Source organism: Thermanaeromonas sp. DSM 22490, assembly GCF_056378755.1.
In genome coordinates this window covers 77,932-104,783 of the sequence record NZ_JBJHHE010000009.1, presented here as the reverse complement: position 1 = coordinate 104,783, position 26,852 = coordinate 77,932, and the positions used below count along the sequence as shown (strand labels likewise).

Below are 26,852 nucleotides of genomic sequence, written 5' to 3'. Positions count from 1 at the left end.
GACAGCTCTTTTTGGCCCTGGAATAGCTGTTGTTGTCCCTGGGCGAGCTCTTCCTGGCGCTGGGACAGCTCTTTTTGACCTTGGAATAGTTGTTGTTGGCCCTGGACGAGCTCTTCTTGGCGCTGGGACAGCTCTTTTTGGCCCTGGAATAGCTGTTGTTGTCCCTGGGCGAGCTCTTCCTGGCGCTGGGACAGCTCTTTTTGGCCTTGGAATAGTTGTTGTTGGCCCTGGGCGAGCTCTTGGTAGTGCTGGGAGAGCTCCTTTTGGCCCTGTTCTAGGCGGTCTAAACGATCGTTTATCGGTTTTAGTTCGTCGCGAATAACGGTACGAAGCATATCTATAATATTAGCGTTCTCGGCCACTAGCCTATTCCTCCACGGGCAGAGTTTATAAGATAAAATTCGCCAGGTGGAAAGAAAATCCTGCCAGTGTTTCCCTTGCCCGGAGGTTTTCCAAAGCAACATTTTACCAGGTTAAGATAGGGGTAGATGGAAGGATTTTATTTCTTTCGGAGTGAATACCTCCTTATAGGATGACTTATAGCGGTAAGGGGGAGACACAGGTGTGGGCTGTGCTGGGGGGTTATTTTATTATGTTTTTGGCCAGGGTAACCGATGTTAGTATGGCTACCCTACGCATGTTATTGATCGTCCGGGGAAAACGTTTTTACGCAGCTGGCATAGGGCTTTTTGAGGTTACTATTTATGTGACGACTTTAAAATATGTTATGGAGCGACTGAGCGATCCTGTAAGCATTTTCTTTTACGCCTTGGGCTTTGCTACAGGTAATCTTGTGGGTAGCTTTATTGAGGAAAAGGTGGCCTTAGGCCAGGTAACAGTGCAAGTAATTACTTTGCATAATCCCTTAGAACTGGCTGAAGCCCTCCGGACAGCTGGTTACGGGGTTACGGTTACAGAAGGGTATGGATTAGAAGGCGTGCATCTTATTTTAAACTTAAGCCTTCCCCGTAAGAGGTTACCAGAATTACAGGAGCAGGTAAAATGCTGGGATCCCCAAGCTTTTGTAGTAATTCATGAAGTGAGCAGCATCTATGGAGGTTTCTGCAGTTATACCCGTAAAGGGAAATAGTGTTACTTATTTTAGTGCTGATAGCCCACCAACAGGGAGCTGCGAAAGGAAGGGAGAAGCAGAACAAATCTTATGGGTAAAAGGAGTTATAGAAGTGGGAAGGCGAGAGTTTTAAAGTCCCCATTTCCCATATTTTTGCTAATTACTGTACTGGGCCTGATAAGTTACAGTACCTTCTTGACGGGAAAAGCGCCCGAAAAGGACTTTATCCCTGCCGCGGTTGTAGAGGTGATTGATGGCGATACTATTCACGTGCGCCTGCCTGATGGCCGGGAGGAAAAGGTCCGCTTTATAGGCGTGAATTCTCCCGAAAGCATGGGGAAGGTAGAACCCTACGGCAAAGAAGCAGCAGCCTATACTAAGAAGCGCTTAGGCGGCAGGACCGTTTATTTGGAGCTAGACGTAGGTGAACGAGATAAATATGGACGCCTTCTGGCCTACGTATGGCTGGAGCGGCCTCAAGATAGTTCTGAGAGTGAAGTGCGGTCCAAGATGTTTAATGCTGAGCTCTTACTTAACGGCTATGCCCAGGTAATGACCGTTCCCCCCAACGTTAAATATGCCGAGCTTTTTAGTACGTTACAAAAGGAGGCGCGAGAGGGAAGAAAAGGATTATGGGGAACTAAAGGTTCCCAACCTTAGTCTGTAGTGGACGGAAGGGGGGTGGCTTCTAGGAGGAGCGTAAGTAGTCGAAGTTAATCCTGCCGGCTGAAGGACCAGGCACCGAAGATTCCCAAGGTTAAAGTCACCATGATTAGAACTAAGAGATCTAGCTTCAGGTCATACCGCACCAGGAAGGCCAGTATCTGGGGATCGGCACCCGTATATAGAATGCTCCTTAAAGCATCGACACCGTAGGTTAGGGGATCCAGGCGCATCAAGAAAGCCATCCATTGGGGTACACTTTGCATGGGGAACATGGCTCCGCTTAGGAAATAAAGGGGCATAATAAGGAAATTCATGATCATCTGGAAACCTTCCATGGTCTCCATACGGCTGGCAATGGCTACACCGAAGGAGGTAAGGGCTAGGGAGATGAGGAAAAGGGTGGCCAGGAGTTTAACTACCATAAGAAAGTTAAGAGAAACCTGGGCTAGAGGGGCTAAGATGAGAAGTATGCTGGCCTGGACCATAGCCGCAGTGCTCCCTCCTAAAGCCTTGCCCACCGCTGTAGCCCAGCGAGGCACCGGAGCCACCAGGACTTCTTTCAAAAACCCGAACTCGCGGTCCCAAATGATAGAGATACCAGAGAAAACCGAGGTGAAAAGCACAGACATAGCTAGGATGCCGGGATACATGAACTGGACGTAATTAAGGGGTAGCCCTGGCGGTGCGCCCCGGAACCCCATGGCGGACGAGATGCCCTGCCCCACAATCAGCAGGTAGAGCAGCGGTTGACCTATCATGCCTATGATGCGGCTCCGCTCCCGTACTAAGCGTAAAACTTCACGATACCAGATGGTGTATATGGCTCTTAGGGCTGTCTGCATAAGCGAAAAATGCTCCTCCTGTAAAGGGTGTTTAGCGACGACGGTAACGACCATGAGGGCTTAAGCGAATACGTTCTGTGGTGGAAGCCTTTTCCTCCCGGATGGCGCGGCCTGTGAGGTGTAAAAAAACATCGTCTAGGGTAGGACGGCGCAAGTTGATGCTCTTAATCTGGCCGCGCAGATCGGCCGCCAAGTGGGGGATGAAAGCGGCACCATTGGTTACCTTTAACCGTAGGCCTTCATCGCTTACTTGGGCCTTTAGGCCATAGCGCTCAGCGATTATGGGGACCAGGTCGACTCCATCTATGGGAACAATGATCAAAACATCACCGCCCACTTGGTGTTTCAAATTATCGGGTGTCTCCAGGGCTTGAATCCGGCCGTAATCGATGATAGCGATGCGGTCGCAGTTTTCAGCTTCATCCATATAGTGTGTGGTCATGAAAATGGTTATATTTCTTTCTCTCCGCAAGCACTGAATATATTCCCAGATGGCCTTGCGGGTTTGAGGGTCCAGACCTACGGTGGGTTCGTCCAGGAAGAGGATCTTGGGCTGGTGGAGAAGGCCTCGGGCGATTTCCAGCCGGCGGCGCATACCGCCTGAAAAAGTGCGGACTATGTCCCTTTGCCGGCCCGATAAGCCTACCATATCCAGAACCTCATTCATGCGCCGTTTTAAAAGCTGTCGGGGTACGCCATAGAGGAGTCCGTGCAGATATAAGTTTTCTTGGGCTGTCAGGCGGTCATCCAGGGAATTTTCCTGGAACACGATGCCGATAGATCGCCGTACGGCATCGGGATTCCGCACCACGTCATAACCTGCCAGCCACGCCTGGCCGCTGGTGGGCCTGAGTAAAGTGCAGAGAATTTTTATAGTAGTGGACTTGCCGGCGCCGTTCGGCCCCAAAAAGCCGAAGACTTCGCCTTCTTCTACCGTAAAAGAGATATTATCCACCGCTACCAGGGACCCAAAGACCTTTCTCAAGTTTTCTACTTCAATTATTGTAGCCATATATTTCCCTCCGCCTGGGGCTATCCGTGGGAGTGGCTATAGTTTTTCCTGAACTTGACGGGATCTGCGAGTACTACTGGTATTTTTAGTTTTTTGGCTTTGGCTGAAGCTAAACTGGCCAAATTTACCAAATTTCTAACGATACAACTTGGTTCATTACTGGGATCGCGAACCCCTGAGCGGCGACCGCCGGCTATTCCGGCAGAAATGGTAAGTTTTATATCCAAGGGCCATCTTTTATTTTTAAAAGCCTTAACTATATGGTTGGCCAGTGCTTCGGCTTCTGCTAGGGGTTGGATGGTGAGGATGGCGAATTCGTCACCGGCATAACGACATAAAGTAGTGCGGTTATTATCCACAACCCGTTTTAAAAATTCGGCGGTTTGACAGAGGATTTTATCTCCGTAAACATGGCCGTATTTCTTATTAATTAAGCCAAAATTATCTAAATCCAGGAAGATTATAGCAATTTCGTGGCCTTCTTCTAACAAATGTGCAGCTTCCTCATAGAACAGTTCAGCTTTATTGAGACCGGTAAGAATATCGACATGTTTAGCTAATTCTGACATAATGTGGGTATTGGTAACGATGCCGATAACATTATCTCCATCGGCAACCACCAGTCGTTCGATTTTATAGGTTTTTATTAAATTCTGTGCTTCCCATAAGGAAGCCGAAGGTTTTATGGTTATTACCTCTCTCGTCATAGCATCGGCTACCAGTCTGTTGGGATGAGATTTCTTTATATCCCTGGAGGTTATTATGCCTACCAGTTTTCCTTCTTCCACTACAGGCAGGCAACCGATGCCGTGGCCTTCCATAATTGTAGCCGCTTGTTTCACACTAGACCAGGGGTCGATGGTGTAAAGTTTTGTGCCGAGTAGGTCTTTAACAGCAGACACTAGAGGTCCACCGTCCTGGTAACTTGGATAGACACGTGCACTTGAGCCTTTATCACCATACTGGCATCTGCTATCCGGTTTCCCTCATCGATCACTACCGGCAAGAGCTTTTCCTTAGGGAGAAGTTTGAGAAGGGATTTTTTTACTACTACGGCTTCAAAGACCCCATGGTCCAGGCGGACTACTTCGTATTGTTCTGGAGATACTGCATCTACCATTCGCCTTGCCGCTTCGGGACCGATAGGTGCTTTCTTACCCACGAGCAGGATATCCTGGGTGGGTGGGATCTCAAACTCGGAGAGTTTGATGATTATATCAGCCTTGCGGCTCGGCTCCGATGACCAGGAAGTTTCTCGTTGCGCCAACAGAGTGCCTCCTTTCACCTAAGATACACCCCTTAATTTAACATCAAATATCATTATAAACTAAACTTGACTTTCTAAAAATAGCCGGCGCCAGCTGTTAATGATAAAATAAAAAGCGCCAGATCCTTTCGTCTGGCGCGTTATTACTTGGGAAGTCTATAAAATTTTAGGCGCTGCGGTAGAGCTTGGTGAGAACGAATTCTTTGTGGCCCAGGGCTTCGGCCTTGGTAAAGCGGCCGTTTAAGGTGCGTAGCATGCACTCCAGGATTTTGGTGCCGGCTTCATCCAGATTCATTTCGCGCCGCAGGAGGCCGGAAAGGTCTACATCGATGTGTTCGCTCATGGTAGTCACTGTCTTGGGATTAGCGGATATCTTTATCACCGGTGTGATGGGGTGACCGACTATGTTGCCTTGCCCGGTCACGAAGAAGTGCAGCACTGAACCGGCCGCTACCTGCAGGGTAATGCACTCCGCTGCGGCCGAAGAGGTCTCCATGTAATATAGGCCTTTACCCGGCGGTTTTTCTGCCGGCGCCAGGGTGCCCTGAATGAGAGAGCGCTTGCCCAGCTTTTGAATGTTGCCTAGAGCTTTTTCCTCAATCGTGGTCAGCCCGCCTTTAATGTTGCCCTCAGTGGGCTGCGAACCGAGAAGGTCTACGCCCTGGGAAACTATAAACTCGTTATAAGAGTTAAAGCTCTTCATGAAGGCTTCGCGAACCTCAGGGGTGGCGCAGCGCGCTGCTACCAGGTGCTCACCTCCGGTGAGTTCCGAGGTTTCACCGAAGATCACGGTCGCGCCCATGTCCACCAGGCGGTCCACGGCATTACCCAGAGAGGGATTGCCGGCGAGGCCGGAGGTGGTGTCGGATTCGCCGCACTTAATGCTCAGGATCAGTTCGGATATGTCGCACTCTTCTTTCTGCAGCTCGGTGGCATACTGGACGAACTCTACCGCCTGCCGCGCTGCTCTCTCTATGGTCTTGAGATCGCCGTAACCTTCGATGCTAAAGCCGGCTACGGGTTTGCCCGTTTTGGCAATACCCTCTACTACCCGGTTGGTCCAATTAGGTTCGATACCAATGACAATACAGGCAGCCACATTAGGATTGGATCCAGTCCCGATGAGGGTACGGAAGAAGAGTTCCAGGTCCTCGCCGAACTGGAGGCGGCCATAGGGGTGCGGTAAAGCTATAGTACCCTCTATTAGTTTGGCAACTCCTTCGGCGGCGGTATTAGAAAGGTCATCCAAAGGCAGGATTACTACATGGTTGCGTACGCCTACAGTGCCGTTTTCCCGCCGGTAACCCAGGAATTTGGTGTTGATCATTATTACCACCTCGCAGTCTTGAGATTATGCACATGAACATGCTCGCCTTTGACGATGGGAGCGACAGCTTTGCCTATGGGCTCGCCGTATTTAATTACCGTCTCACCGGGAACTATGTCCTTAAGGGCGATTTTGTGGCCGAGCGGGATGTTGCTTTTAGCTTCGACTTCAACAATGGTGTCATCATCCATTACCCAGCCGGTTACTTTCTCACCAGCCTGAATGTCCGTTACAGCTACACCGACTGTGTCTTCTTTGGCGTGTACAAAAAATTTTTCCACTTAGGCTCCCCCTCTCCCCAAAAATTATTTATCCTCACATAAGGGTATATGAGGTCAGTGGTACGACCACTTTTATTGTAGGCTTATATTAGACGAATGTCAAGGATTTAATTAAAGGAGGAGTGACCGGGGAAAAAGAGGAAATTGTTGCCTGGCCTAAGGGATTGCCCTTTTTCATATGCATAAGGGAGGGGAGGGTAAGGCATGGCGGGCAGGAGCAGGCGAATGGTCTTTGCGGGGATAGGAATGTTGCTAACTATAGGGATTTTTATTTTTGCCGGGAGTTATACCTGGCGATACTACCAGGCCAGGAAAGCGGTAAAAGCCCTCTCCTGGGCCGTGGCCAATCAAGTAGTGGTGGTGGATCCCGGGCATGGAGGTATAGATGCTGGTGCCAGGGGCCCCCACGGCACCAAGGAAGCCGATATTGTCCTGGCCATAAGCCAGCGGCTGGCCGAGTTTTTGCGCCAGGGCGGGGCCCGGGTTTTCCTCACGCGCCAGGATGCCAGTGCCCCGGAAGGGGAAAGCGGAGATGACTTGGTGGAACGAGTACGGCTAGCTCAAAGGGTTAAGGCGGATCTTTTTGTTTCCATCCATGCAAATGCCTTTGATGCTCGGGAACACGGGGCACAGGTTTTTTTTAATCCTGGCTCGAAAAAAAGCGAGAAACTGGCCATAGCTATACAGGAAGAAATCCGCCGCCTGCTTAAGAACACCGAAAGAGAGGCCTTAGGCCTGGATGCCTTTGTGCTGCGCACACAAAAAATTCCGGCCGTTATTGTAGAAGTAGGCTTCATTTCTAATCCCAACGAGGAAAAGATTTTAGCCACTCCCTCTTACCAGCGCCAGATGGCCTTGGCTATCTATACCGGTATTGCCAAATATCTGGCCGAGGACATTTAAGTTCCTCCCCCTGCCCGATTGCTGGGAAATGTGGTAAAGTAAACCTGGAAGTACTTACATTAAAGGTGGGCTCTCGAGCCATATTAAGAGGGGTGATGGAAATGGGTCAATTGCTGGACGTGGCCTTTATGCCCCACCCGCCCATTATGGTGCCGGAAGTAGGGCGGGGGGAGCTGGCGAAGATTGCAGCTACGGTGGCGGCTGCCCAAGAGCTGGCAGCCAAACTGGCAGCTCGCCAGCCCGAGGTAGTTGTTATCATTTCTCCCCATGGGCCAATTTTTCGGGATGCTGTAGGAATATGGGCTACGCCGGAGTTGGGGGGCAGCCTGGCACAATTTGGGGCCAGGGAAGTAAAGTTCAGCTACCGCCTGGACCTGGAGTTCAGCCGCGCTGTGGTTGACGCCTCCCGGCAGGCCGGTGTCCCCGTAGTGTGGTTGGACGAAAAGGCCAGTCAACGTTATGGTTTAACTCCAGAGCTGGATCACGGCATGATGGTGCCTCTTTATTATCTCCGCCAGGCGGGCATTAATGTTCCCTTGGTGGCTTTGGGCATGGCCTTGATGGACCGGCAGAAGCTTTATACTTTCGGCATGGCCTTAAACCGAGCGGTAAAGGCCAGCCGGCGCCGGGTTTTGCTGGTGGCCAGCGGAGATCTTTCCCACCGCCTCTTGCCCGGGGCACCGGCGGGTTATGATCCCCAAGGAGAAGTTTTTGACCGGCGGGTCAAAGAATTGCTGGCTGCCCTGGATGTAGAGGGTTTGCTCGCCCTGCCCGAAGACCTGGCTGAACGGGCCGGAGAGTGCGGCCTGAGATCCTTTATTATGGCCCTGGGGGCCGTGGATGGTTATAAGATTACCGGAGAAGTTCTTTCTTATGAAGGTCCTTTCGGAGTGGGATATCTAGTAGCCCGCATTATCCCCGGGGAAGAGGATCCCTCGCGCAGCTTATTTAAGGATAAAGGGCCCAAAGGGGAGCGGGAGATGCCCTTACCTGTACGCCTGGCTAAAGAGAGCCTGGAGTATTATTTGCGCACGGGACAAGTTCTCCCGGTACCAGAATCTCTACCTCCAGAGCTGGGAGGCCGGGCGGGGGTCTTTGTGTCCATTAAGAAGTTCGGCGAACTCCGGGGATGCATCGGTACCATCAGCCCCACCCGGGCCAACATAGGGGAAGAAATTATCTACAACGCTTTAAGCGCTGGGCTGGAAGACCCCCGCTTCCCACCGGTAACGGAAGAAGAGTTGCCTTTTCTGGAGTATTCGGTGGATATCTTGAGCGAGCCGGAACCGGTGGAGGGACTTAAAGATCTGGACCCGCGCACCTACGGCGTGATTGTTTCCCGCGGCCGCAGGCGAGGTTTGCTTTTACCCGATTTGGAAGGAATAGATACCCCTGAAGAACAGCTGGCCATTGCCAAGCGCAAGGCGGGTATCGGTCCGGACGAGCCCTGCCGGATAGAGCGCTTCCGCGTCACCCGGTATCGCTAAAAGTATTAACTACAAGGTCACAGGGGGTGAAGTTTATGCAGGAGGCCAGACATTATGTAAAGTTAGAAGAGGGAAGAGTGGAATGCCGCCTTTGCCCCCATACCTGTCTCCTAACTCCCGGTCGCCGGGGCCTTTGCCGGGTAAGGGAAAACCGGGAAGGGCGCCTTTATACCCGCAATTACGGCCTCTGCTCCTCCCTGGCCGTAGACCCCATTGAAAAGAAACCCCTCTATCATTTTTACCCCGGGAGTCTCATCCTTTCCGCGGGCACCGTGGGATGCAACCTGGGGTGCGAGTTCTGCCAGAACTGGGAGATAGCCCATGGCGAACCGGAAGTACTCCCTTTAAGCCCTAACTTGCTGGTGGAGGAGGCCCAGGAAATAAAGTGCATAGGCCTGGCCTATACTTACTCGGAGCCTATAGTGTGGTTTGAATTTGTGCTGGATACGGCCAGGCTGGCCCGGGAGAAGGGTTTAAAAAACGTCCTGGTGACCAACGGCTTTATTCAGCCGGAGCCCCTGCAGGAGCTCCTGCCGGTAATCGATGCTTTAAATATTGATGTCAAGGGCTTAAACCGGGAGTTTTACCGGCGCGTGGTCCACGGCGACTACGAGCCGGTCCTGCGCACAGCCGTCCAGGCCAAAAAGGCGGGCTGTCATGTAGAGATAACTACCTTGCTAGTGACGGGCTTGAATGATGATCTGAGTGAGTTGGAAGAACTGGTGAAATGGGTGAGGGCTGAGCTAGGGGTGGACACGCCTTTACACTTTTCTCGTTATTTCCCGCGCTATAAGCTGCGGCAGCCGCCTACTCCTCTGGAGACCATGCAGCGGGTTTGGGAAATGGCCCGGCGCTATCTGCCCTATGTTTACTTGGGGAATGTAGAGGATCCCCGGGCCAGTAATACCTATTGTCCAGCCTGTGGCAACCTGGTGATCAGACGGAAGGGTTATGTGGTTTCCCCGACGGGGTTAACAGAAAAGGCTTCTTGCCGCCAGTGCGGAGAAAAATTAGCTATAATAATGTAAGAATATCCACCGGTAAAGGAGCGTCTAAAATATAGGGTCGTGCTGGGGGTTGCCCCTGTTAGTGTGGGGGCGGCTTGGCCTGTAAGGGCAAAAAGGCGGTAGCCCCAAGTCCAGAACTTTATCCAGTTCGCACTGGCCATCCCGGCCAAAGCTGCACTGGCAGTCGCAAATTACTAAAGGCATAGCCCTTTATCACCTCCTGGAAATGCCCTGAGCATAGTATGCCCAGAGGAACAAAGGAGATATCCTATGGGTACCTTAAAAAACCGCATAGCCCAAGCCATTGAAGCCTCCAAAGAAGAAATTATCCGGCTGGCGGAAGAAATTTTCGATCATCCGGAAATAGGCCATCAGGAATTCTTTGCCTCCGGCCTCCTGACCCAAACCCTGGCCAAGTATGGTTTGGAGGTAACCTATCCTTTGCCTAAGCTTCCCACCGGCTTTCGCGCTGTTTTAAAATGCAATGCTCCGGGACCCCGGGTAGCCTTGCTGGCGGAATACGATGCCTTACCTGAGCTGGGCCATGCCTGTGGCCATAACTTAATTGGAGCGGGGGTCGTAGGGGCGGCCCTGGGCCTTAAAGCGGTAAGAGAAGCATTGAAAGGGGAAATCCTGGTCTTTGGTACGCCGGCTGAGGAAAGCAACGGAGGCAAGGTGGTCCTGGTAGAAGAGGGGGCCTTCGAGGGAGTAGATGCGGCCCTCATGTTTCATCCCGGGGATGCCAACGTGATGGAAGTATCTTCTCTGGCCCTGGAGGCCCTGGAATTTGTTTTTAGCGGCCGGGCGGCCCATGCTTCTTCCAGCCCCCAGGCCGGCATCAATGCCCTGGAGGCTGTAATCCAGTTCTTTACTAGTATCAATAGCGTGAGGCCTTATCTTAAAAATAATGATCAAATCAACGGGATCATCGTAGAGGGAGGACTAACGCCTAACATTGTTCCGGAGCGGGCGGTAGCCCGCTTTTATATCCGGGCGGAGGACCGGCAGGCTTTACAAGAAGTAATCCGGCGGGTGGAAAATTGCGCCCGGGGCGCCAGCCTGGCTACAGGAGCCACCTTCACCTATAGGAATTACGAGCTATCCTATGAGGCCATGGTTACTAATAAAGCCTTGGCCGAGGCTTTTAAAGAAAATCTTTTGGCCTTAGGTATAACTGCGTTTGAACCGCCTCGCCGCATCCGGGGTTCTCTGGACATGGGCAATGTCAGCCGCGTGGTACCGGCCATTCATCCCTATTTAGCCCTGGGCCCGGGAAAACTGGCTCCCCATACCCGGGAATTTGCCCAGGCAGCCCGGGGGGAAGCGGGGAAGAAGCTGGTTCTCTTGGCCGCTAAAGCCCTGGCCTGGACAGCGGTTGATGTGCTTCTAAAGGCGGAGCTTCTGGCTAAAATCCGAGAGGAGTTCTTGTTTTGCCAAGATGGGAAAAAATGATTTACCAGCTGTATTCTATCAGCGCCTGGCGGTTTGGCTGGGGCCGGAGTTTGAAGATTTTTGCCGGGCCTTGGAGGTAGGCGCGGGCCTGGGCCTGAGGGTAAATACTCTAAAACTTGCACCGGGAGAGTTCCTGCGGCTTACGCCTTTCGGGGTAACACCGGTTCCGTGGTGCCCGGAGGGTTTTGTTTTGCGGGATCGGAGCGCAAAACCCAGCCAGCACCCCTTCCATGCAGCAGGTCTATACTACCTGCAGGACCCGGCGGCCATGGCGGCGGCGGTGTTGTTAGATCCCCGGCCTGGCGAGTGGGTCCTGGATCTTTGTGCCGCGCCTGGGGGAAAAACCACTCACTTGGCGGCCCGCATGCAAAATACGGGCGCGCTGGTAGCCAACGAAGTAGATCCCCGCAGGGCTTCCGTGCTGGCCATGAACCTGGAGCGCCTAGGCGTTACCAATGCTATAGTACTAAACGAGACGCCGAGGAACCTAGCCTTGAAGTGGCCAAACTATTTCGACCGGGTGCTGGTGGATGCGCCCTGCTCGGGCGAATCTGTACTGGCCAAAGATCCCGCAGCAGTTCGCCGCTGGAGCGTTAACCTGGTAAAGCGGTTTGCCCAGCGCCAATTGACTATCCTTAAGGAAGCTGCCGACCTGGTAAGGCCTGGCGGGTGGCTCTTATACGCTACTTGTTCCTTTGCCCCCGAGGAAAATGAAGGGGTGGTTTCCCGCTTTTTGTCCAGCCGCCAAGATTTTGAGGTGGTGGAACCGCCCGGGAACGAATTTTTCGATTCCGGCCACCCGGAGTGGATAGAGGGAGCTGATGCACGCCTCAAGAAGGCTGTGCGGCTCTGGCCCCACCGGGGACCGGGGCAGGGGCATTTCTATGCCTTGTTGCGGCGAAAGGGCGAGGAGGTACCGGTGCGCCCGTGGGAGGCTGATAGGTTAGTACCCGAGGTTAGGCAGCTATATGAGGAATTCTGCCGCCATAACCTTAAGGATCTTCCCGCCCAAGATGGACTTTGGGAGCGAGGCGGCCAAATTTTTAGGGTTCCCCTCCCTTCCGGCGCCTGGCAAGGCTTAAGGGTCTTGCGGCCGGGCTGGTGGTTAGGTAACTTGCGGAAAGGGCGTTTTGAGCCGGACCATGCTCTAGCTATGGGCTTAAGAGCGGAACAGGCTCTCCGCGTCTGGCACCTGCCGGTGGAAAGCCAGGAACTCCGGGCCTACTTGAGGGGGGAACCGATTGCCGGTCCCTGGGAGAAGGGCTGGGTTCTGGTCACGGTAGAGGGATTTCCCCTGGGCTGGGCCCGGGCCGAAGGAGGCCATTTAAAGAGCCTCTACCCCCGGCATTTACGCGGGTTGTGGTGGTAAAAGAAATATCCTTTTTACCCTGTTGCCGGAATACATATTCTTTAGGAGGAGAGGACTACGGAAAGCCGGACTGGGGGGAGCCTCTATGGGTAAAAGAGGTGTGATTGTAGTGGTCGGCCTTGTTTGCCTGGCCTTTATTATTTTTTACGGGCCTTTTTCTGGACCAAAACCCCTGACAATATTGCCCACAGCCTATGAAGCCTGGGCCCTGGCTGTGATGGCTTTCAAGGAGGTGGAGGCAGAGGATCTTCTGCACCAGCTCCTTAAGGGAGAGAAGGGCGAAATTTATCATTTCAGAGCCGAAGGGGATGTGGCACCGGAGCCCGGCCAGGAGGTTATTATCGGGGTAAGCCTTTCTAAAGATCAGGGAATCTTGGGTATCTTTTCTCTGGCGGGAGGCCAGCCCCGTTTGCTGGCGCGGCTTTCTACCCTGCCCTTACAGGAACTCAAGGTCATCCAACTGGAACCCGGCCGACAGGGCATTTTAATCCGGGAACTTCTGGACGAAAGGTTTGGCGCCTATTTCTGTACTAGCTTTTACACTATCTATCTTCACCAGGACGGCGCTTATCAGGAGATATGGCGCAAGGTTTTAAATAATGAGGAGCGCTGGCAGAAAAAATGGCTGGGTCAGGGCGAAGGCTGGCAGGGCGTTAAAGATAAAGTAGAAGTAGATTTTACCCGGGAAAAAGGACGGCTGGTCATCAAGACTAGGGAAAAACGCATATTTTGGGAGGGACCGGATCCCGGGGCACCGCCCCTTACCAGTAGGGAAAGATCCCTGGCCCGCGTTTACCGCTGGGAACCCCGTTGGAAGGCTATAATTTTAGGGGAAGGGGAGGTCCAGGAGGAGACCGCTCTGCACATAAGGCAGGGTACCCAATATATACCCCGGGAAAAGCTGGCGGTGGGGGAGAAGCTGGCCATCCTGGATGAAGAAGAGGTTTGGGGTCTGGATAAGACGCCAGCTGCTGATTATTACCGCGTAAAGACGGCCGGAGGCCAAGTGGGTTTTGTCCCGAAAAAAGCCGTCAAATTTCCTATTGCATTTTTATGCACTATAGGCGTATAATTATACAGCAAGCGGGTTAAAGGAGTGTCCCCGATGGTTAAAGCAGGCATTATCGGTGCCACAGGTTATACAGGGGCGGAGCTGGTACGCCTCCTGGTGCGCCACCCTCATATTGAATTGGTGGCCCTCACCTCCCAGAACTTTGCCGGCCAGGCCATGGCTGGCGTGTACCCTTCTCTGCAGGGCTTTAGCGAGGCTATTTGCGAGGATTTAAGCCCGGAAGAAGTGCTATCGCGGGCGGAAGTTGTTTTCCTGGCCCTCCCCCACGGGCATGCGGTCCCGGTAGCAGAAGAGGCGGAGAAAAGGGGTATCCGGGTCATCGACCTGGGGGCGGATCTGCGCTTTCGGGATGCCAGGGTGTACGAGGAATGGTACGGCATTAAGCATACCAACCCGGGACTCGCGGCCCGGGCGGTTTATGGGCTCCCGGAGATCTATAGAGGGGAAATTGCCTCTGCCCGGGTGGTGGCCAATCCCGGGTGCTATCCTACCAGTGTCATCCTGGCCCTGGCCCCTTTGCTCAAAGCGGGTTATGTAGATCCGCAGAGCATCATAATTGATTCCAAATCAGGAGTTTCCGGCGCCGGGCGCAAAGCGCAGATTACTAGCCTTTTTGTGGAATGCAATGAGAACATTCATCCCTACGGCGTGACCGTCCACCGCCATACGCCGGAAATCGAACAGGAATTGAGCCGGCTGGCCGGTGAAGCAGTACGCGTATCCTTCACTCCCCACCTCCTGCCCATAAGCCGGGGCATCTTGAGCACTATTTATGTAAACTTAAAAGGGGAAGTGCGGGAAGAAGATTTGCGCCAGGCTTACCGGGAATTTTACCGGGAGGCGCCCTTTGTGAAGTTGCTCCCGCCGGGCCAGTGGCCCCATACCCGCTGGGTTTACGGCAGCAACTTCTGCCATTTAAATTTGGCGGTGGATCGGCGGACTGGCCGGGTGATCGTGGCTTCAGCCATTGATAATTTAACCAAAGGGGCTTCCGGCCAGGCCATTCAGAACTTAAACCTGATGTTCGGCTGGCCGGAAACCACCGGGCTGGACTACCCGGGCCTCTGCCCGTAAATTTGGGAAAAGGGAGAGCGCCAAGGGGGCAGCAATCCCCCTCAATTTGTTGAGGGGAGGCTTATTGGGAAGGGAGATGAAAACAACTCCATGGAATGGGAAATTATACCGGGCGGTATAACGGCTCCCCGGGGTTTCCGGGCAGCCGGAGTTCATGCCGGTTTAAAAAAGGCCAAAAGAGATTTAGCCCTAATTGTGAGCGATAATGTGGCTTCCGCCGCCGCCGTGTACACCACCAATAAAGTCCAGGCAGCGCCCTTGAAGGTTACCAGGGAGCACCTTATCCATGGTAAGGCCAGAGCTATTGTAGTAAACAGCGGCAATGCCAATGCCTGTACTGGCCAGCAGGGGTTGAGGGATGCCCGGCGCATGGCGGAAATTACAGCCGAAGCGGTGGGCTGCTGGCCGGAGGAGGTGGTAGTAGCCTCTACAGGGGTTATCGGCGTGCTCCTACCCATGGAGAAGGTTACAGCCGGTATCCGCCAGGCAGCGCAGGAGCTATCTCCGGACGGGAGCCTGGCTGCGGCCGAGGCTATTATGACCACTGACGTGCGGGTTAAAGAGATCGCCGTGCGCTTTCCTTTGAGAGGTAAAGAGGTAACTATAGGCGGTATTGCCAAGGGGTCGGGGATGATCCATCCTAACATGGCCACTATGCTGGCCTTTTTGACTACCGATGCGGAAGTGCCTCCTGAGAAGCTAAAGAAGGCTTTGGTGGCGGCGGTGGACACCACCTTCAACATGGTGACGGTAGACGGCGATACCAGCACCAATGACATGGTAGTTATTTTAGCCAACGGTCAGGCCGGTGTGGGGCCGGTAGACGAGGCTGAATATGAATTGTTTACTCGTGCCCTGGAATATGTCTGCCGCTACCTGGCCAGGCTAATTGCCCGCGACGGAGAAGGAGCCACCCGGCTTATCGAAGTAGAAGTGCGCGGGGGTAAGACCGAGGAGGATGCCCAAAAAATTGCCCGGGCCATTGCCGGGTCTAACCTGGTGAAGAGCGCTGTTTTCGGCGCCGATGCCAACTGGGGTCGTATCCTCTGTGCTGCCGGGTATTCCGGGGCCGACCTGGACCCAGAGAAAGTGGATATTTTCATTGAAAGTGCTGCTGGCCGGGAACAGCTGGCTGCCGCAGGACAGCCGGCACCTTTCAGTGAAGAAAAGGCTAGCGCTATACTTGCGGCCGAGGAAGTGAGGATCATAGTGGATCTGAACCTGGGGCAGGCGAAAGCCGAGGCTTTTGGCTGCGATCTCACCTATGATTATGTCAAGATTAATGCTTCTTACCGGACATAAATTTCTTTTATTTTTGGGCGGAGCGAGGTGCCTTGGCCTTGGAACTTTCCCCTTTAGAGAAAACCAGTATCCTTATCGAAGCTTTACCCTATATCCGCAAGTTTTATGGTAAAACCGTGGTCATAAAATACGGCGGCCACGCCATGCTAAATTGCGAGCTAAAAAGGGCGGTTATGCAAGATATAGTGTTGATGCATCTAGTTGGTATGCGGCCGGTCCTGGTCCATGGCGGGGGGCCGGAGATTACCCAGATGCTGGAGCGGTTGGGCAAAAAATCGGAATTTATACAGGGCCAGCGAGTAACGGATGCGGAAACCATGGAGATCGTGGAGATGGTCCTGGTGGGAAAAATCAATAAAGAAATCGTGGCCCAGCTCAATCGCTTTGGAGGCAAAGCCATAGGCCTCTGCGGCAAAGACGGGAATCTCATCGAGGCCGTAAAACAAGTTAAAGATGGAGCCGACCTGGGCTTCGTGGGCCAGGTAAAACAAATAAACCCCGGCATTATTGAAACGGTTATTGCTGAAGGCTACATACCCGTAGTGGCCCCCATAGGCGTAGGGCCGGAAGGAGAAAGTTACAACATCAATGCTGATTATGTAGCCGGAGAGCTGGCCGTAGCCTTAAAGGCCCACAAGCTGGTGCTTCTCACTGATGTAGAAGGTATACTGGCGGATCCCCAAGATCCTTCCTCCCTTCTCTCCTCAGTAGAGGTGAGCAAGGTGCCGGGGCTCATTGAGGCCGGCATCATTTCCGGGGGTATGATACCCAAAGTGCAGTGTTGCATACGGGCCCTGGAGGGGGGCGTGGCCACCACCCATATCATTGACGGCCGCCTTCCCCATGCCATCTTGCTGGAAATTTTCACGGATAAGGGCATCGGCACCATGGTGGTACCTTAAAGAGTATACATGGAGTTTAATCGTAGGAGAGGGGCGGTTTTATGACTAACGCCGAGATTATCGCCTTAGGTGAACAATATGTTATGCGCACTTACGGCCGTTATCCCATCGCCTTGGTGCGAGGCGCAGGCACCCGGGTGTGGGATGCCGACGGCCGCGAATACCTGGATTTTGTAGGGGGGCTGGCGGTCAACTCCCTGGGCCATTGCCATCCCCGGGTGGTGGAGGCCATTCGGGAACAGGCGGGCAGGCTCCTCCACGTTTCCAACCTTTACTGGATAGAGCCCCAGGTGGAGCTGGCCAAAATACTAGTGGAAAACTCGGACTTGGACAAAGTTTTCTTTTGCAACAGTGGAGCCGAGGCCAATGAAGCAGCCATTAAACTGGCCCGGAAATATGCCAAGTTGCACAAAGGAGAGGACTGTTACGAGATAATCACCATGCGCCGCTCCTTCCACGGCCGGACTCTGGCCGCCCTTACCGCCACCGGGCAGGAAAAGTTTCACCGGGGCTTCGAACCCCTGCCGACCGGTTTCCGCTATGTACCCTTTAACGACCTGGACGCCTTGAGGAACGCTGTGGATGGCCGCACTTGTGCCATAATGCTGGAGCCGGTCCAGGGAGAGGGGGGCGTCTACCCTGCGGACCCGGAGTACCTGAAAGCTGTTCGGGAATTATGCGATAAACAAGGGATTCTTTTAATTTTTGACGAAGTCCAGTGTGGCTTAGGTCGCACCGGGTATCTCTTTGCCTATCAATATTATGGGGTGAAGCCGGATATCATGACCCTGGCTAAAGCTCTGGCTGGCGGGGTCCCCATCGGAGCCATGTTGGCCAAGGAGGAAGTGGCCGCCGCCTTTGCCCCGGGCGATCATGCCTCCACCTTCGGCGGTAATCCTCTGGCCACGGCGGCCGGGATAGCTGCCCTGCGCACCATCTTAGAAGAGGGCCTGATAGATAATGCCCGGGACGAGGGAGAATACCTGATGGAACAACTAAAATCCCTGGCTATGGAGTTTCCCCAGGTAGTAGAGGTCCGGGGCCGGGGACTACTGGTGGGCATGGAAATAGACGGCCCTGCGGAGGAAATAGCCAAAATTTGCTTGGAGCGGGGGCTCCTTATAAATGCCATCCATGGCCGGATCTTACGTTTCTTGCCCCCCCTTACAGTAAAACGAGAAGAAATTGATGCGGCGTTGAGGATACTTAAGACGGCTTTGAGGGATTGCTTGCGCCAATGATTGTCCATGTTGCCAAGCTCATTGACTGAGAGTAAAATAATGTCAATAGCTTATGAAGAAAGGAGCTGTAGGGGTGAAGGAACAGGCCTCTTCCTTAAAAGGGCGCGATTTTATCTCCCTGAAGCATTTTACTACGGAAGAGATACTCTATCTTCTGGACCTGGCTGCGGATCTTAAAGCCAAGCAAAAACGCGGGGAACCCCATCCTTTACTGGCGGGCAAGACCCTGGGCATGATCTTTACCAAACCCTCTACCCGTACGCGAGTAGCCTTTGAGGTAGCCATGTACCAGCTGGGCGGTTATGCCCTTTACTTGAACAAAAATGACCTGCAGCTGGGCCGGGGCGAGACCATTGCCGATACGGCCCGGGTATTATCCCGTTATCTTGACGGGATCATGATCAGAACTTATTCCCACGACGAGGTAGAAGAACTGGCGCGTTATGCCACCATACCGGTAATCAACGGCTTGACCGATTTTCTCCATCCTACCCAGGTACTGGCAGACCTGTTGACCATCCGGGAATGGAAAGGGAGACTTAAAGGCTTGAATTTGACCTACATTGGCGACGGCAATAACGTGGCCCATTCTCTGATGTACGGCGGGGCCAGGGTGGGTCTCAATATCACCATCGCCTGCCCTTCAGGCTACGAGCCCTTACCTCAGGTGGTGGAGGAATCCAGGAGGATGGCGGCGGACAACGGCAGCCACATTGCGGTGACTAACGATCCCCGCGAGGCAGCCGCGGGCGCTGATATCCTCTATACCGATGTCTGGGCCAGCATGGGACAGGAGGCCGAAGCGGAAAAGAGGCGCCAGGCCTTCCGGGGGTTCCAGATCAATATGGAAATCCTTAAAATGGCCAAACCAGATGCTATGGTGCTTCACTGTTTGCCTGCCCACCGGGGAGAAGAAATTACCGACGAGGTTATGGATGGGCCCCAATCGGCTGTCTGGGACCAAGCCGAAAACCGCTTGCACGCCCATAAAGCTATTTTGGCGGCTTTGCTTTAACCATATTTTAAAAAAGAGGAGGCTTTAGTTGTGGCGGAAAAGGTAGTGCTGGCCTACTCCGGGGGCTTGGATACGTCGATAATCATCCCCTGGCTTAAAGAAACTTATGGCTATGAAGTAATTGCAGTGGCTGTAGATCTGGGTCAGGGGGAAGAGCTGGATAATTTGGAAGAAAAGGCTATAAAAAGCGGGGCCAGCAAAGTTTACATCCTGGACCGAAAACGGGAGTTTGTAGAGGATTTTATCTGGCCCACCCTCAAAGCGGGAGCTATTTATGAGGGAAAATATTTATTGGGAACCTCCTTTGCCCGGCCCCTTATTGCCAAATGCCTGGTGGAGATCGCTGAGCAGGAAGGGGCTACAGCCGTGGCCCACGGCGCCACCGGCAAGGGCAACGACCAGGTGCGCTTTGAACTGAGCGTTAAAGCCTTAAAGCCCGAACTGAAAGTAATTGCTCCCTGGCGCCTCTGGTCTATACGCTCGCGGGAGGAAGCCATCGATTATGCTACGGAGCGGGGTATTCCGGTACCGGTAAGCAAAGACCGGCCTTATAGCATGGACCGCAACTTATGGCACTTGAGCCACGAAGGCGCCGACCTGGAAGATCCCTGGAATGAACCCCAGGAAGACCTCTACCTAATCATCACTCCGCCGGAGAAGGCACCGGATAAACCCACTTATGTCACTATTGATTTTGAAAAAGGGGTGCCGGCGGCTGTCGACGGCGAGAGGCTGGACCCCGTGTCCCTGGTGGAGAAACTGAACGCTGTGGCCGCGGCCAATGGCGTGGGCATTATCGACATAGTAGAAAACAGGCTGGTGGGTTTGAAGTCCCGCGGCGTTTACGAATGCCCCGGTGGTACCGTCCTCTATATCGCCCATCAGGAACTGGAGCGCCTTACCCTGGATCGCATGACCATGCACTTTAAAGAGATAGTAGCCTCTAAATACGCCGAGTTGGTCTACGATGGCAACTGGTATTCTCCCTTGAAGAAGGCCCTGGATGCCTTTGTCGACAGCACCCAGGAGACCGTGACCGGCACGGTGCGCTTAAAACTTTATAAAGGCAACTGCACCGTCGCAGGTATTAAATCTCCCTATTCCCTCTACAGTGAAGAACTGGTCACCTTTGGGGCCGGCGGGGACTACGATCACAAGGATGCTACCGGATTTATCAATCTCTTCGGACTGCCCCTTAAAGTCAGAGCGATGATGGAGGCCAGAACGGGATTGAGGAAAGTATGAAACTCTGGGGAGGACGTTTTCGCAGAGAAACCGACAGGTTAGTGGAGGATTTTCATTCCTCCCTTTCTTTTGATCAACGGCTTTATCGCCAGGACATCCAGGGCTCTATAGCCCACGCCCGGATGCTGGCTGCCGTAGGGCTTATCAGCCAGGAGGAAGCCAAGCAAATAATCCAGGGACTGGAGGAAATCCTTAAAGATATAGAAGCCGGCCGGGTATCTTTCGATATAAGCGCGGAAGATATTCACATGAATATTGAAAAGCTCCTTACGGAGAAGATCGGCGAGGCTGGTAAAAAGTTACATACCGCCCGCAGCCGGAACGACCAGGTGGCCCTGGACCTGCGCCTCTACCTGAAAGATGAGATCCGGGAAATAGCCCGCCTCCTGGCCAATCTACAGCAGGTACTGGTGGATCTGGCCGAAAAGCATCTTTTTACCATCATGCCGGGCTATACCCACCTGCAGAAGGCCCAGCCGGTCACCCTGGCCCACCACCTCCTGGCTTATTTTGAAATGCTGGAACGGGACCAGGGACGCCTGGAAGATTGCCTGAAGCGTCTGGATATCTCGCCTTTAGGCTCCGGCGCCCTGGCCGGGACCACTCTGCCCATAGACCGGGAGATGGTGGCCAGGGAGTTGGGGTTTAAGGATATTTCGGCCAATTCTTTGGATGCGGTGAGCGATCGCGATTTTGCCGTGGAATTCCTGGCCGCTGCCAGCCTCATTATGATGCATTTGAGCCGCTTGAGCGAAGAAATTATTCTCTGGTGTACGGAAGAATTCGGGTTTGTGGAGCTAGACGACGCCTACAGCACGGGCTCCAGCATGATGCCCCAGAAGAAGAATCCCGATGTGGCCGAGCTGGTGCGGGGAAAAACCGGCCGGGTCTACGGCCACCTCTTAGCACTTTTAACGGTAATGAAAGGGCTTCCTCTGGCCTACAATAAAGACCTCCAGGAGGATAAAGAAGCCGTATTTGATACGGTTGACACTTTAAAAGGTTGCCTTATGGTTATGGCCCCCTTGCTGTCCACGGCCAAGTTCAAAGAAGAGCGCATGCGGGTGGCGGCAAAACAGGGCTTTAGCAATGCCACCGATGTGGCCGAATACCTGGTCATGAAGGGAGTCCCTTTCCGCGAGGCCCATGGGGTGGTGGGCGCCCTGGTGCTCCATTGCCTGGAGCGGGGCTGTGCTATTCAGGATTTGACCCTGGAGGAGCTTAAGTCCTTTTCACCGGTTTTTGAAGAGGATGTTTTTAATTATTTGGCAGTGGAAAGCTGTGTGGCCCGGCGCGATCTACCGGGCGGCCCGGCCCAGGAAGCTGTCCAAAAGGCCATCCAGCGTGCCCGGAAGCTTCTGGCCCAGCGCTTATGATTATCCTTGCCCTTTTGGCCCGAGACCTAATATTTACGAAAATATCTTTCGCTACGACTGGACTAAAAGGGGAGTGGAAGCGGAGTGAAAGCGGAGATGGTCTCCGCTGTTTAGCGAAATAGATTTAGCGAAAAAACGTTGACAAAAGCGGTAAGGCTCGAGTAGCATGAGGGCGGAGGATAATATTTATGGGAGAAACTAGCAGCAATTTACTCGGCTGGTTTTGCAGCTATACCCCGGTGGAGATTATCCGGGCGCTTAAGTTTACGCCCTACCGTCTACTACCCCCGCCGGGTAAAACTCCGCGGGCCGATACTTATTTTACCGGCAACGTTTGTCCTTATGTTAAGGCGATTCTAGAAAATGCCTTGGGCGGCCATTATCCTCCCCTGGCGGGAGTGATTTTTATTTCTTCTTGCAACGCCATGATACATCTTTACAACATCTGGCGACGCCTCCAACTATCCGAGCGGGTCTTTACCCTGGACGTGCCCCGGGGGAGCGATTCACTAGCGGTCAGGTATTGGACAGAACGCCTTAAGGAACTGGCAGTTGAACTAGCGAGCTGTTTTAACCGGCCTATAGATGAAGAGGCCTTGTGGTCGGCCATTGAAGAAGAAAACCGGAGACGCCGTTTGTGTGAGAAACTGTTGGAAGAGAGAGCGGCCGGCCGGTTGTCCCTGAAGAGCCGAGAACTCCTGTTCCTGGTAAACCACGGAGACCCAAGGTCGTTGGAAGAGGCAAGATCGGGTACCTTAAGCAGTGACTTATCCCGGCCCAGGTTATTATTGATAGGGAGTGTTTTGCCCGAAGCCCTTCTGGAAATTATCGAGGAAGCAGGAATGATCAGCGTTTATGAAGATGCCTGCAACTGCCGGCGCCTATTGGGGGTAACAGCGGAAAAAGAATCCGAGCCCTACGCTTACCTGGCGAAAGCTTATTTACATAAGCCTCCCTGCCCGCGTATGATTAGCGACAAGGACCGGAGAAGGGCTTACTTGCGGGAAATTGTAAATAAATACAGGATTGAAGGAGCCATCTATCACGTAATGAAATTTTGCGATGTAGCTATGGTGGACTTAGCGCTGGTAAAAAAGGAACTGGAAGGGCTGGGGGTACCGCTGCTCAAGCTGGAAGGCGATTATACCGGCGGCAACCGGGGTCAATGGGCCACCCGTATTGAAGCTTTCCGGGAGATGCTGTGAGGTGGCAAAAAGAGTGGACCTTTACCAGAAGTTGCGTTCAGCTCTGGCCGAGCCTTTGCGCCGCAAGGCCCTCCATTCGCCCTGGGTGATCAAAATAGTGAAGCAGATTATAGCTTCCCAGAGGCGACCCTTTCCCTGGGAGGCTGCCCGGCAGTTGGCCCTTAAAGCCATAGACCAGGCGGCGGATGCCTATCTTAGGCGCGGCCCCGTGGTATGGCACAATGTCTTCTTTCCTTCCGAATTGCTCTACGGCCTGGGTGTTATACCTTTTGCGCCGGAAGCGGCGGCGGCCGTGGCTGTGGGCTTGGGCCTGGCGGGCGAAGCTTTTCGGGCAGCCGAAAGCCACTGGTTTAGCAGTGATGGCTGCTCTTTTCATCGTTTGGCCGTGGGTTGCGAGCTGGCCGGTTATTTCCCCCGGCCGGATGCTGTGGTTTGCAGCTCCCACCTGTGCGATATAGCGCCTCAGTCCCTGGCCTACACCGCGTACCGTCTGCAGCGCCCCTTTTATCTGCTGGACGTCCCTCAGCGGGACGGAGCGGCCGAAGCCTCTTATGTGGCCCGCCAGCTAAAACATATATTTTTCTCCCTGGCCGAGCATTTAAAATTAGAGCCGGACATAGATAGGCTTAAGTCGGCTCTGGTGCATTCCAATAAGGCCCGGGAGGGCTTGCTGCGCATTTCGGAAATACGCCGGAAACCACCCGCCGTAATCCGGGGGGATGAAGCCCATGGCTTTGTTTATCTTATGTTAACCAGTTTCGGAGCGCCCTTTGCCGGAGAAATATATGACCAACTATACACCGAACTGAATAATTGCCGCCAGCAGAAAAAATGGGCGGTTCCTCGAGAGAGGGCCAGGCTTCTCTGGCTCCACCTGCGTCCCTATTACCCCAATGAGATATTCAGGATACTGGAAGAAGAAGGCGGCGCGGTGGTAGTTTTTGAAGAGATGAATTATGTTTACTGGGAGGAACTGGCTCCAGAGCGCCCCTTCTTCAGCCTGGCGCGCAAGGTGCTAAGCCACCATGGGCTGGGCCCCATGGAGCGGCGCGTAAAAGCGGTTTTAAAAATGGTGGAAGACTATAAGGCCAACGGGGTAATCCATTTTGCCCACTGGGGCTGCCGCCAGAGCAGTGCCGGCCTATTCCTTCTCCGGGAAGCCTTGCGCGAAGCAGGGGTGGCCTTTTTAAACCTGGATGGCGATTGTGTGGACTTACAAAAATATGCCGAAGGCGCGGTGCGGACGCGGCTGGAGGGCTTTTTGGAGTTATTGGGATAGCAGCAGTCTGGTTAACCTAATGGGAGGTTAAGTTAATGACAGTAACAGCGGGGCTGGACTTGGGTTCCCTCTCCACTAAAGCGGTTATAGTCCGGGAGGGAAAGTTAATTTCCTTTGCGGTGGTACCCACTGGCAGAGGGGGGCCTGCCGTGGCCGAAAAGGCCCTGGAGGAAGCTCTGGTCAAGGCTGGCTTAAGGCGAGTTGATATTCAAGCTATCGTGGCCACCGGCTATGGCCGGGTAAGCGTGCCCTTTGCCGACCGCAAAGTAACGGAAATAACCTGCCATGCCCGGGCCGTATACCACTTATGGCCGGATACGGCTACCGTTATTGATATCGGCGGCCAGGATAGCAAGGTTATCAGCCTGGGGCCTAGCGGAAAAGTGGTTGACTTTGTCATGAACGAGAAGTGTGCTGCAGGAACGGGACGCTTCCTGGAGGTAATGGCCCGGGCCCTGGAGGTAGAAATAGAAAGGATGGGAGAGCTTTCCCTAAAAGCTAAAAAAAGCGCGCCCATAAGCAATACCTGTACAGTCTTTGCCGAATCAGAAGTGGTATCGCTCCTGGCCGAGGGCAGGCCGGTAGTGGAGATTATACGCGGCCTGCACGATTCAGTAGCTGAGCGGGTAGCGGCCATGGCAGAACGTGTGGGCTGGCAGGAGCCCGTAGCCATGACGGGCGGGGTGGCTAAAAATATAGGAGTGGTCCGGAGCCTGGAAGAAAAACTGGGTACCTCTTTACGCTTACCGGAAGAGCCCCAAATCATGGGGGCCCTGGGAGCGGCGTTGTTGGCAGCGGAAGGGTAGAGCAGGCCAGAAAATATGGCCAACGGGCAGGAATTTTATTTTCTTTGTGGAATATGTTAAGCTATTAAACATTTTAAGGACGGGAGGACGGTAGGATGAAGTTTTTGATTTTAGGCCTTTATATAATGACCATGCTGGCCATCGGCCTTGTGAGCCTCAAGCGTTCGCAAGATGTCGGCGGCTTTTTTTTAGGCAATCGCACCATCGGCCCCTGGGTTTCGGCCTTTGCTTACGGTACTACTTATTTTTCTGCTGTAATTTTTATCGGATATGCAGGCAAAGTGGGATGGGGCTTTGGATTGTCGGGCCTGTGGATTGCCATCGGAAATGCCCTGATCGGAACTTTTCTGGCCTGGAAGGTACTGGCACGTCCTACCCGGGCCATGACCGCGCGACTCAACGTCATGACCATGCCGGAGTTCTTGGCCGCACGCTACGACAGCCCAGGATTAAAAACAGTGGCGGCCCTGCTTATCTTTGTATTTTTAGTTCCTTATTCTGCTTCTGTATACATGGGTCTAAGCTATCTTTTTGAGCAAGTCTTTCAGGTAAACTTTAATATAGCCTTGCTTCTAATGGCAGGACTTACGGCAGTATACCTGGTGATGGGCGGCTATTTTGCTGTTACTTTGACCGATTTTATTCAGGGCCTGATTATGCTGGCGGGAGTATTTCTTCTTATTTTTTATGTGGTAACTGCTGCCCCGGTAGGGGGGCTGCTGCAAGGGATACGGAGTTTACAAGCCATTGATCCACGGCTGGTCTCGCCTGTAGGTCCCAACTGGGTAGCCCTGCTCTCCCTTGTAGCCCTCACCAGCCTGGGCCCTTGGGGGCTCCCCCAAATGGTACAAAAGTTTTACGCCATAAAAGATGAGCGCTCCATCTGGCCGGCGACTGTAGTTTCCACCTTATTTGCCCTGATTATTGCTGGCGGCGCTTACTTCACAGGGGCCTTTGGCCGCCTGTTCCTTAACAACCAGATGCCCCTTTTAAACGGGAAACCAAACCCCGATCTTATTATGCCCTTAATCATTGACCGCTTCCTCCCGGAGGGTGTAGCTTTAATGCTTATCCTTTTAGTTTTAGCTGCTTCCATGTCCACCCTGGCCTCACTAGTACTGGTTTCCAGCTCGGCGGTGGCCATTGATCTTTTACAGGGGGTGGTACCGCAAGTCTCCCGAAGGGCGGTGTTATTTTGGTTACGCTTTTTATGTGTGGCCTTTATCGGCCTCTCCATTTATATAGCTTTGAGACCCACCATTATCCTGGTGCTCATGTCCCTTTCTTGGGGTACTGTGGCTGGCGCTTTCCTGGCGCCCTATCTTTATGGCCTCTACTGGCGGCGGACCACTAAAGCTGGCGCCTGGGCGGGCCTTTTAAGCGGGGTAGCCATTTCCCTGGGATTATCTTTTTATTACCGCCTGGACAGCAGCCTGATCCCTGCCATCGGTTCCCTAGCCATGATTTTACCTTTGGGAGTGGTACCCCTGGTAAGTCTTTTTACTCCAGCTTTTTCCAGGGAACATTTGGAGCGCGTTTTTGGGAAAGACAGCGGCAAGTCAGCGGCAGCTGCCAGGGGGTGGGCCCAGAAGCCAGCAGCCGGGTTGGACTTAGAGTAAGGAGATTTTTAGATTTAAAGGAAGGTTGAGT

The 26,852-nt window shown here is 53.3% G+C and carries 26 protein-coding genes and 1 pseudogene; 19 read left to right on the top strand and 8 right to left on the bottom strand.

The window, feature by feature from the left end; all coding sequences use genetic code 11:
- Positions 1–362 (bottom strand): annotated as a pseudogene (locus AC1BI1_RS07880) (hypothetical protein); the annotation flags it as partial.
- Positions 363–562: 200 nt separating this feature from the next.
- Here AC1BI1_RS07880 and AC1BI1_RS07875 point away from each other — a divergent pair.
- Together AC1BI1_RS07875 and AC1BI1_RS07870 are read left to right on the top strand one after the other, a co-directional pair.
- Complete coding sequence (locus AC1BI1_RS07875; RefSeq protein WP_476716745.1) at positions 563–1,090, top strand: DUF2179 domain-containing protein; 528 nt, start codon at positions 563–565, stop codon at positions 1,088–1,090.
- A gap of 72 nt (positions 1,091–1,162) precedes the next feature.
- Positions 1,163–1,732 (top strand): thermonuclease family protein, encoded by a 570-nt coding sequence (locus AC1BI1_RS07870; protein WP_476716744.1) that lies wholly within the window; start codon positions 1,163–1,165, stop codon positions 1,730–1,732.
- 53 nt (positions 1,733–1,785) lie between these two features.
- On the opposite strand, the gene AC1BI1_RS07865 is transcribed toward AC1BI1_RS07870, so the two are convergent.
- The 6 genes from AC1BI1_RS07865 to AC1BI1_RS07840 form a co-directional block, all read right to left on the bottom strand.
- Positions 1,786–2,580: an ABC transporter permease gene (locus AC1BI1_RS07865; RefSeq protein ID WP_476716743.1), complete on the bottom strand. Its 795-nt coding sequence runs from the start codon at positions 2,578–2,580 to the stop codon at positions 1,786–1,788.
- A gap of 31 nt (positions 2,581–2,611) precedes the next feature.
- A complete protein-coding gene (locus AC1BI1_RS07860; protein ID WP_476716742.1) occupies positions 2,612–3,592 on the bottom strand; it encodes an ATP-binding cassette domain-containing protein in 981 nt (326 codons plus the stop codon).
- 20 nt (positions 3,593–3,612) lie between these two features.
- Positions 3,613–4,494: a CBS domain-containing protein gene (locus AC1BI1_RS07855; protein ID WP_476716741.1), complete on the bottom strand. Its 882-nt coding sequence runs from the start codon at positions 4,492–4,494 to the stop codon at positions 3,613–3,615.
- Entirely contained in the window at positions 4,494–4,862 is a 369-nt protein-coding gene (locus AC1BI1_RS07850; RefSeq protein WP_476716747.1) for a hypothetical protein, read from the bottom strand. Before AC1BI1_RS07850 ends, AC1BI1_RS07855 begins: the two co-directional genes overlap by 1 nt.
- 163 nt (positions 4,863–5,025) lie before the next feature.
- Positions 5,026–6,186, bottom strand: a complete 1,161-nt coding sequence (locus tag AC1BI1_RS07845; protein WP_476716740.1) for a UxaA family hydrolase — start codon at positions 6,184–6,186, stop codon at positions 5,026–5,028.
- A 2-nt stretch (positions 6,187–6,188) separates the two neighbouring features.
- Positions 6,189–6,467 (bottom strand): UxaA family hydrolase, encoded by a 279-nt coding sequence (locus AC1BI1_RS07840; protein WP_476716739.1) that lies wholly within the window; start codon positions 6,465–6,467, stop codon positions 6,189–6,191.
- Positions 6,468–6,671: 204 nt separating this feature from the next.
- Here AC1BI1_RS07840 and AC1BI1_RS07835 point away from each other — a divergent pair, with 204 nt between their 5' ends.
- The 3 genes from AC1BI1_RS07835 to amrS all read left to right on the top strand — a co-directional run bounded on the left by AC1BI1_RS07835 (position 6,672) and on the right by amrS (position 9,885).
- Positions 6,672–7,370, top strand: coding sequence for an N-acetylmuramoyl-L-alanine amidase family protein (locus AC1BI1_RS07835; protein WP_476716738.1), 699 nt, complete (start codon positions 6,672–6,674; stop codon positions 7,368–7,370).
- A 101-nt stretch (positions 7,371–7,471) separates the two neighbouring features.
- A complete protein-coding gene (amrA, locus tag AC1BI1_RS07830) occupies positions 7,472–8,857 on the top strand; it encodes an AmmeMemoRadiSam system protein A (protein WP_476716737.1) in 1,386 nt (461 codons plus the stop codon).
- A gap of 35 nt (positions 8,858–8,892) precedes the next feature.
- Entirely contained in the window at positions 8,893–9,885 is a 993-nt protein-coding gene (amrS, locus tag AC1BI1_RS07825; RefSeq protein ID WP_476716736.1) for an AmmeMemoRadiSam system radical SAM enzyme, read from the top strand.
- Between the two features lie 24 nt (positions 9,886–9,909).
- Here amrS and AC1BI1_RS07820 read toward each other — a convergent pair whose 3' ends face one another.
- Entirely contained in the window at positions 9,910–10,068 is a 159-nt protein-coding gene (locus AC1BI1_RS07820) for a hypothetical protein (RefSeq protein ID WP_476716735.1), read from the bottom strand.
- Positions 10,069–10,134: 66 nt separating this feature from the next.
- On the opposite strand from AC1BI1_RS07820, the gene AC1BI1_RS07815 reads away from it, so the two are divergent.
- The 14 genes from AC1BI1_RS07815 (at position 10,135) to AC1BI1_RS07750 (ending at position 26,821) form a co-directional block, all read left to right on the top strand.
- Complete coding sequence (locus AC1BI1_RS07815) at positions 10,135–11,316, top strand: M20 family metallopeptidase (protein ID WP_476716734.1); 1,182 nt, start codon at positions 10,135–10,137, stop codon at positions 11,314–11,316.
- Positions 11,303–12,685 carry an RsmB/NOP family class I SAM-dependent RNA methyltransferase gene (locus AC1BI1_RS07810; protein ID WP_476716733.1) on the top strand — a complete coding sequence of 461 codons (1,383 nt, stop codon included), beginning with the start codon at positions 11,303–11,305 and terminating at the stop codon, positions 12,683–12,685. Before AC1BI1_RS07815 ends, AC1BI1_RS07810 begins: the two co-directional genes overlap by 14 nt.
- Before the next feature lie 85 nt (positions 12,686–12,770).
- A complete protein-coding gene (locus tag AC1BI1_RS07805; protein WP_476716732.1) occupies positions 12,771–13,757 on the top strand; it encodes a hypothetical protein in 987 nt (328 codons plus the stop codon).
- A 33-nt stretch (positions 13,758–13,790) separates the two neighbouring features.
- Positions 13,791–14,831 (top strand): N-acetyl-gamma-glutamyl-phosphate reductase, encoded by a 1,041-nt coding sequence (gene argC, locus AC1BI1_RS07800; RefSeq protein ID WP_476716731.1) that lies wholly within the window; start codon positions 13,791–13,793, stop codon positions 14,829–14,831.
- 90 nt (positions 14,832–14,921) lie between these two features.
- Positions 14,922–16,133, top strand: a complete 1,212-nt coding sequence (gene argJ, locus AC1BI1_RS07795; RefSeq protein WP_476716730.1) for a bifunctional ornithine acetyltransferase/N-acetylglutamate synthase — start codon at positions 14,922–14,924, stop codon at positions 16,131–16,133.
- A gap of 38 nt (positions 16,134–16,171) precedes the next feature.
- Positions 16,172–17,035 carry an acetylglutamate kinase gene (gene argB / locus AC1BI1_RS07790; RefSeq protein ID WP_476716729.1) on the top strand — a complete coding sequence of 288 codons (864 nt, stop codon included), beginning with the start codon at positions 16,172–16,174 and terminating at the stop codon, positions 17,033–17,035.
- 41 nt (positions 17,036–17,076) lie between these two features.
- Positions 17,077–18,276 carry an acetylornithine transaminase gene (locus AC1BI1_RS07785; RefSeq protein WP_476716728.1) on the top strand — a complete coding sequence of 400 codons (1,200 nt, stop codon included), beginning with the start codon at positions 17,077–17,079 and terminating at the stop codon, positions 18,274–18,276.
- A gap of 73 nt (positions 18,277–18,349) precedes the next feature.
- A complete protein-coding gene (gene argF, locus AC1BI1_RS07780; RefSeq protein ID WP_476716727.1) occupies positions 18,350–19,291 on the top strand; it encodes an ornithine carbamoyltransferase in 942 nt (313 codons plus the stop codon).
- A gap of 30 nt (positions 19,292–19,321) precedes the next feature.
- On the top strand, positions 19,322–20,536 hold the full coding sequence (locus AC1BI1_RS07775) for an argininosuccinate synthase (RefSeq protein WP_476716726.1): 1,215 nt from the start codon (positions 19,322–19,324) through the stop codon (positions 20,534–20,536).
- Positions 20,533–21,912 (top strand): argininosuccinate lyase, encoded by a 1,380-nt coding sequence (gene argH / locus AC1BI1_RS07770; RefSeq protein WP_476716725.1) that lies wholly within the window; start codon positions 20,533–20,535, stop codon positions 21,910–21,912. The genes AC1BI1_RS07775 and argH overlap by 4 nt, the downstream gene beginning before the upstream one ends.
- Before the next feature lie 188 nt (positions 21,913–22,100).
- A complete protein-coding gene (locus AC1BI1_RS07765; RefSeq protein ID WP_476716724.1) occupies positions 22,101–23,117 on the top strand; it encodes a 2-hydroxyacyl-CoA dehydratase subunit D in 1,017 nt (338 codons plus the stop codon).
- Between the two features lies 1 nt (position 23,118).
- The gene (locus tag AC1BI1_RS07760; RefSeq protein ID WP_476716723.1) at positions 23,119–24,396 is read left to right on the top strand and encodes a 2-hydroxyacyl-CoA dehydratase subunit D; all 1,278 of its coding nucleotides are present in this window, start codon (positions 23,119–23,121) and stop codon (positions 24,394–24,396) included.
- A gap of 35 nt (positions 24,397–24,431) precedes the next feature.
- Positions 24,432–25,202: an acyl-CoA dehydratase activase gene (locus AC1BI1_RS07755; RefSeq protein WP_476716722.1), complete on the top strand. Its 771-nt coding sequence runs from the start codon at positions 24,432–24,434 to the stop codon at positions 25,200–25,202.
- Positions 25,203–25,297: 95 nt separating this feature from the next.
- The gene (locus AC1BI1_RS07750; protein WP_476716721.1) at positions 25,298–26,821 is read left to right on the top strand and encodes a sodium:solute symporter family transporter; all 1,524 of its coding nucleotides are present in this window, start codon (positions 25,298–25,300) and stop codon (positions 26,819–26,821) included.
- Positions 26,822–26,852 lie beyond the last annotated feature (31 nt).

Coding starts and splice junctions, on each gene's coding strand:
- AC1BI1_RS07870 (WP_476716744.1), top strand. CDS start 1,163: ATGGGTAAAAGGAGTTATAGAAGTGGGAAGGCGAGAGTTTTAAAGTCC.
- AC1BI1_RS07865 (WP_476716743.1), bottom strand. CDS start 2,580: ATGCAGACAGCCCTAAGAGCCATATACACCATCTGGTATCGTGAAGTT.
- AC1BI1_RS07860 (WP_476716742.1), bottom strand. CDS start 3,592: ATGGCTACAATAATTGAAGTAGAAAACTTGAGAAAGGTCTTTGGGTCC.
- AC1BI1_RS07845 (WP_476716740.1), bottom strand. CDS start 6,186: ATGATCAACACCAAATTCCTGGGTTACCGGCGGGAAAACGGCACTGTA.
- AC1BI1_RS07835 (WP_476716738.1), top strand. CDS start 6,672: ATGGCGGGCAGGAGCAGGCGAATGGTCTTTGCGGGGATAGGAATGTTG.
- amrA (WP_476716737.1), top strand. CDS start 7,472: ATGGGTCAATTGCTGGACGTGGCCTTTATGCCCCACCCGCCCATTATG.
- amrS (WP_476716736.1), top strand. CDS start 8,893: ATGCAGGAGGCCAGACATTATGTAAAGTTAGAAGAGGGAAGAGTGGAA.
- AC1BI1_RS07820 (WP_476716735.1), bottom strand. CDS start 10,068: ATGCCTTTAGTAATTTGCGACTGCCAGTGCAGCTTTGGCCGGGATGGC.
- AC1BI1_RS07815 (WP_476716734.1), top strand. CDS start 10,135: ATGGGTACCTTAAAAAACCGCATAGCCCAAGCCATTGAAGCCTCCAAA.
- AC1BI1_RS07810 (WP_476716733.1), top strand. CDS start 11,303: ATGGGAAAAAATGATTTACCAGCTGTATTCTATCAGCGCCTGGCGGTT.
- AC1BI1_RS07805 (WP_476716732.1), top strand. CDS start 12,771: ATGGGTAAAAGAGGTGTGATTGTAGTGGTCGGCCTTGTTTGCCTGGCC.
- argC (WP_476716731.1), top strand. CDS start 13,791: ATGGTTAAAGCAGGCATTATCGGTGCCACAGGTTATACAGGGGCGGAG.
- argJ (WP_476716730.1), top strand. CDS start 14,922: ATGGAATGGGAAATTATACCGGGCGGTATAACGGCTCCCCGGGGTTTC.
- AC1BI1_RS07785 (WP_476716728.1), top strand. CDS start 17,077: ATGACTAACGCCGAGATTATCGCCTTAGGTGAACAATATGTTATGCGC.
- argH (WP_476716725.1), top strand. CDS start 20,533: ATGAAACTCTGGGGAGGACGTTTTCGCAGAGAAACCGACAGGTTAGTG.
- AC1BI1_RS07765 (WP_476716724.1), top strand. CDS start 22,101: ATGGGAGAAACTAGCAGCAATTTACTCGGCTGGTTTTGCAGCTATACC.
- AC1BI1_RS07755 (WP_476716722.1), top strand. CDS start 24,432: ATGACAGTAACAGCGGGGCTGGACTTGGGTTCCCTCTCCACTAAAGCG.
- AC1BI1_RS07750 (WP_476716721.1), top strand. CDS start 25,298: ATGAAGTTTTTGATTTTAGGCCTTTATATAATGACCATGCTGGCCATC.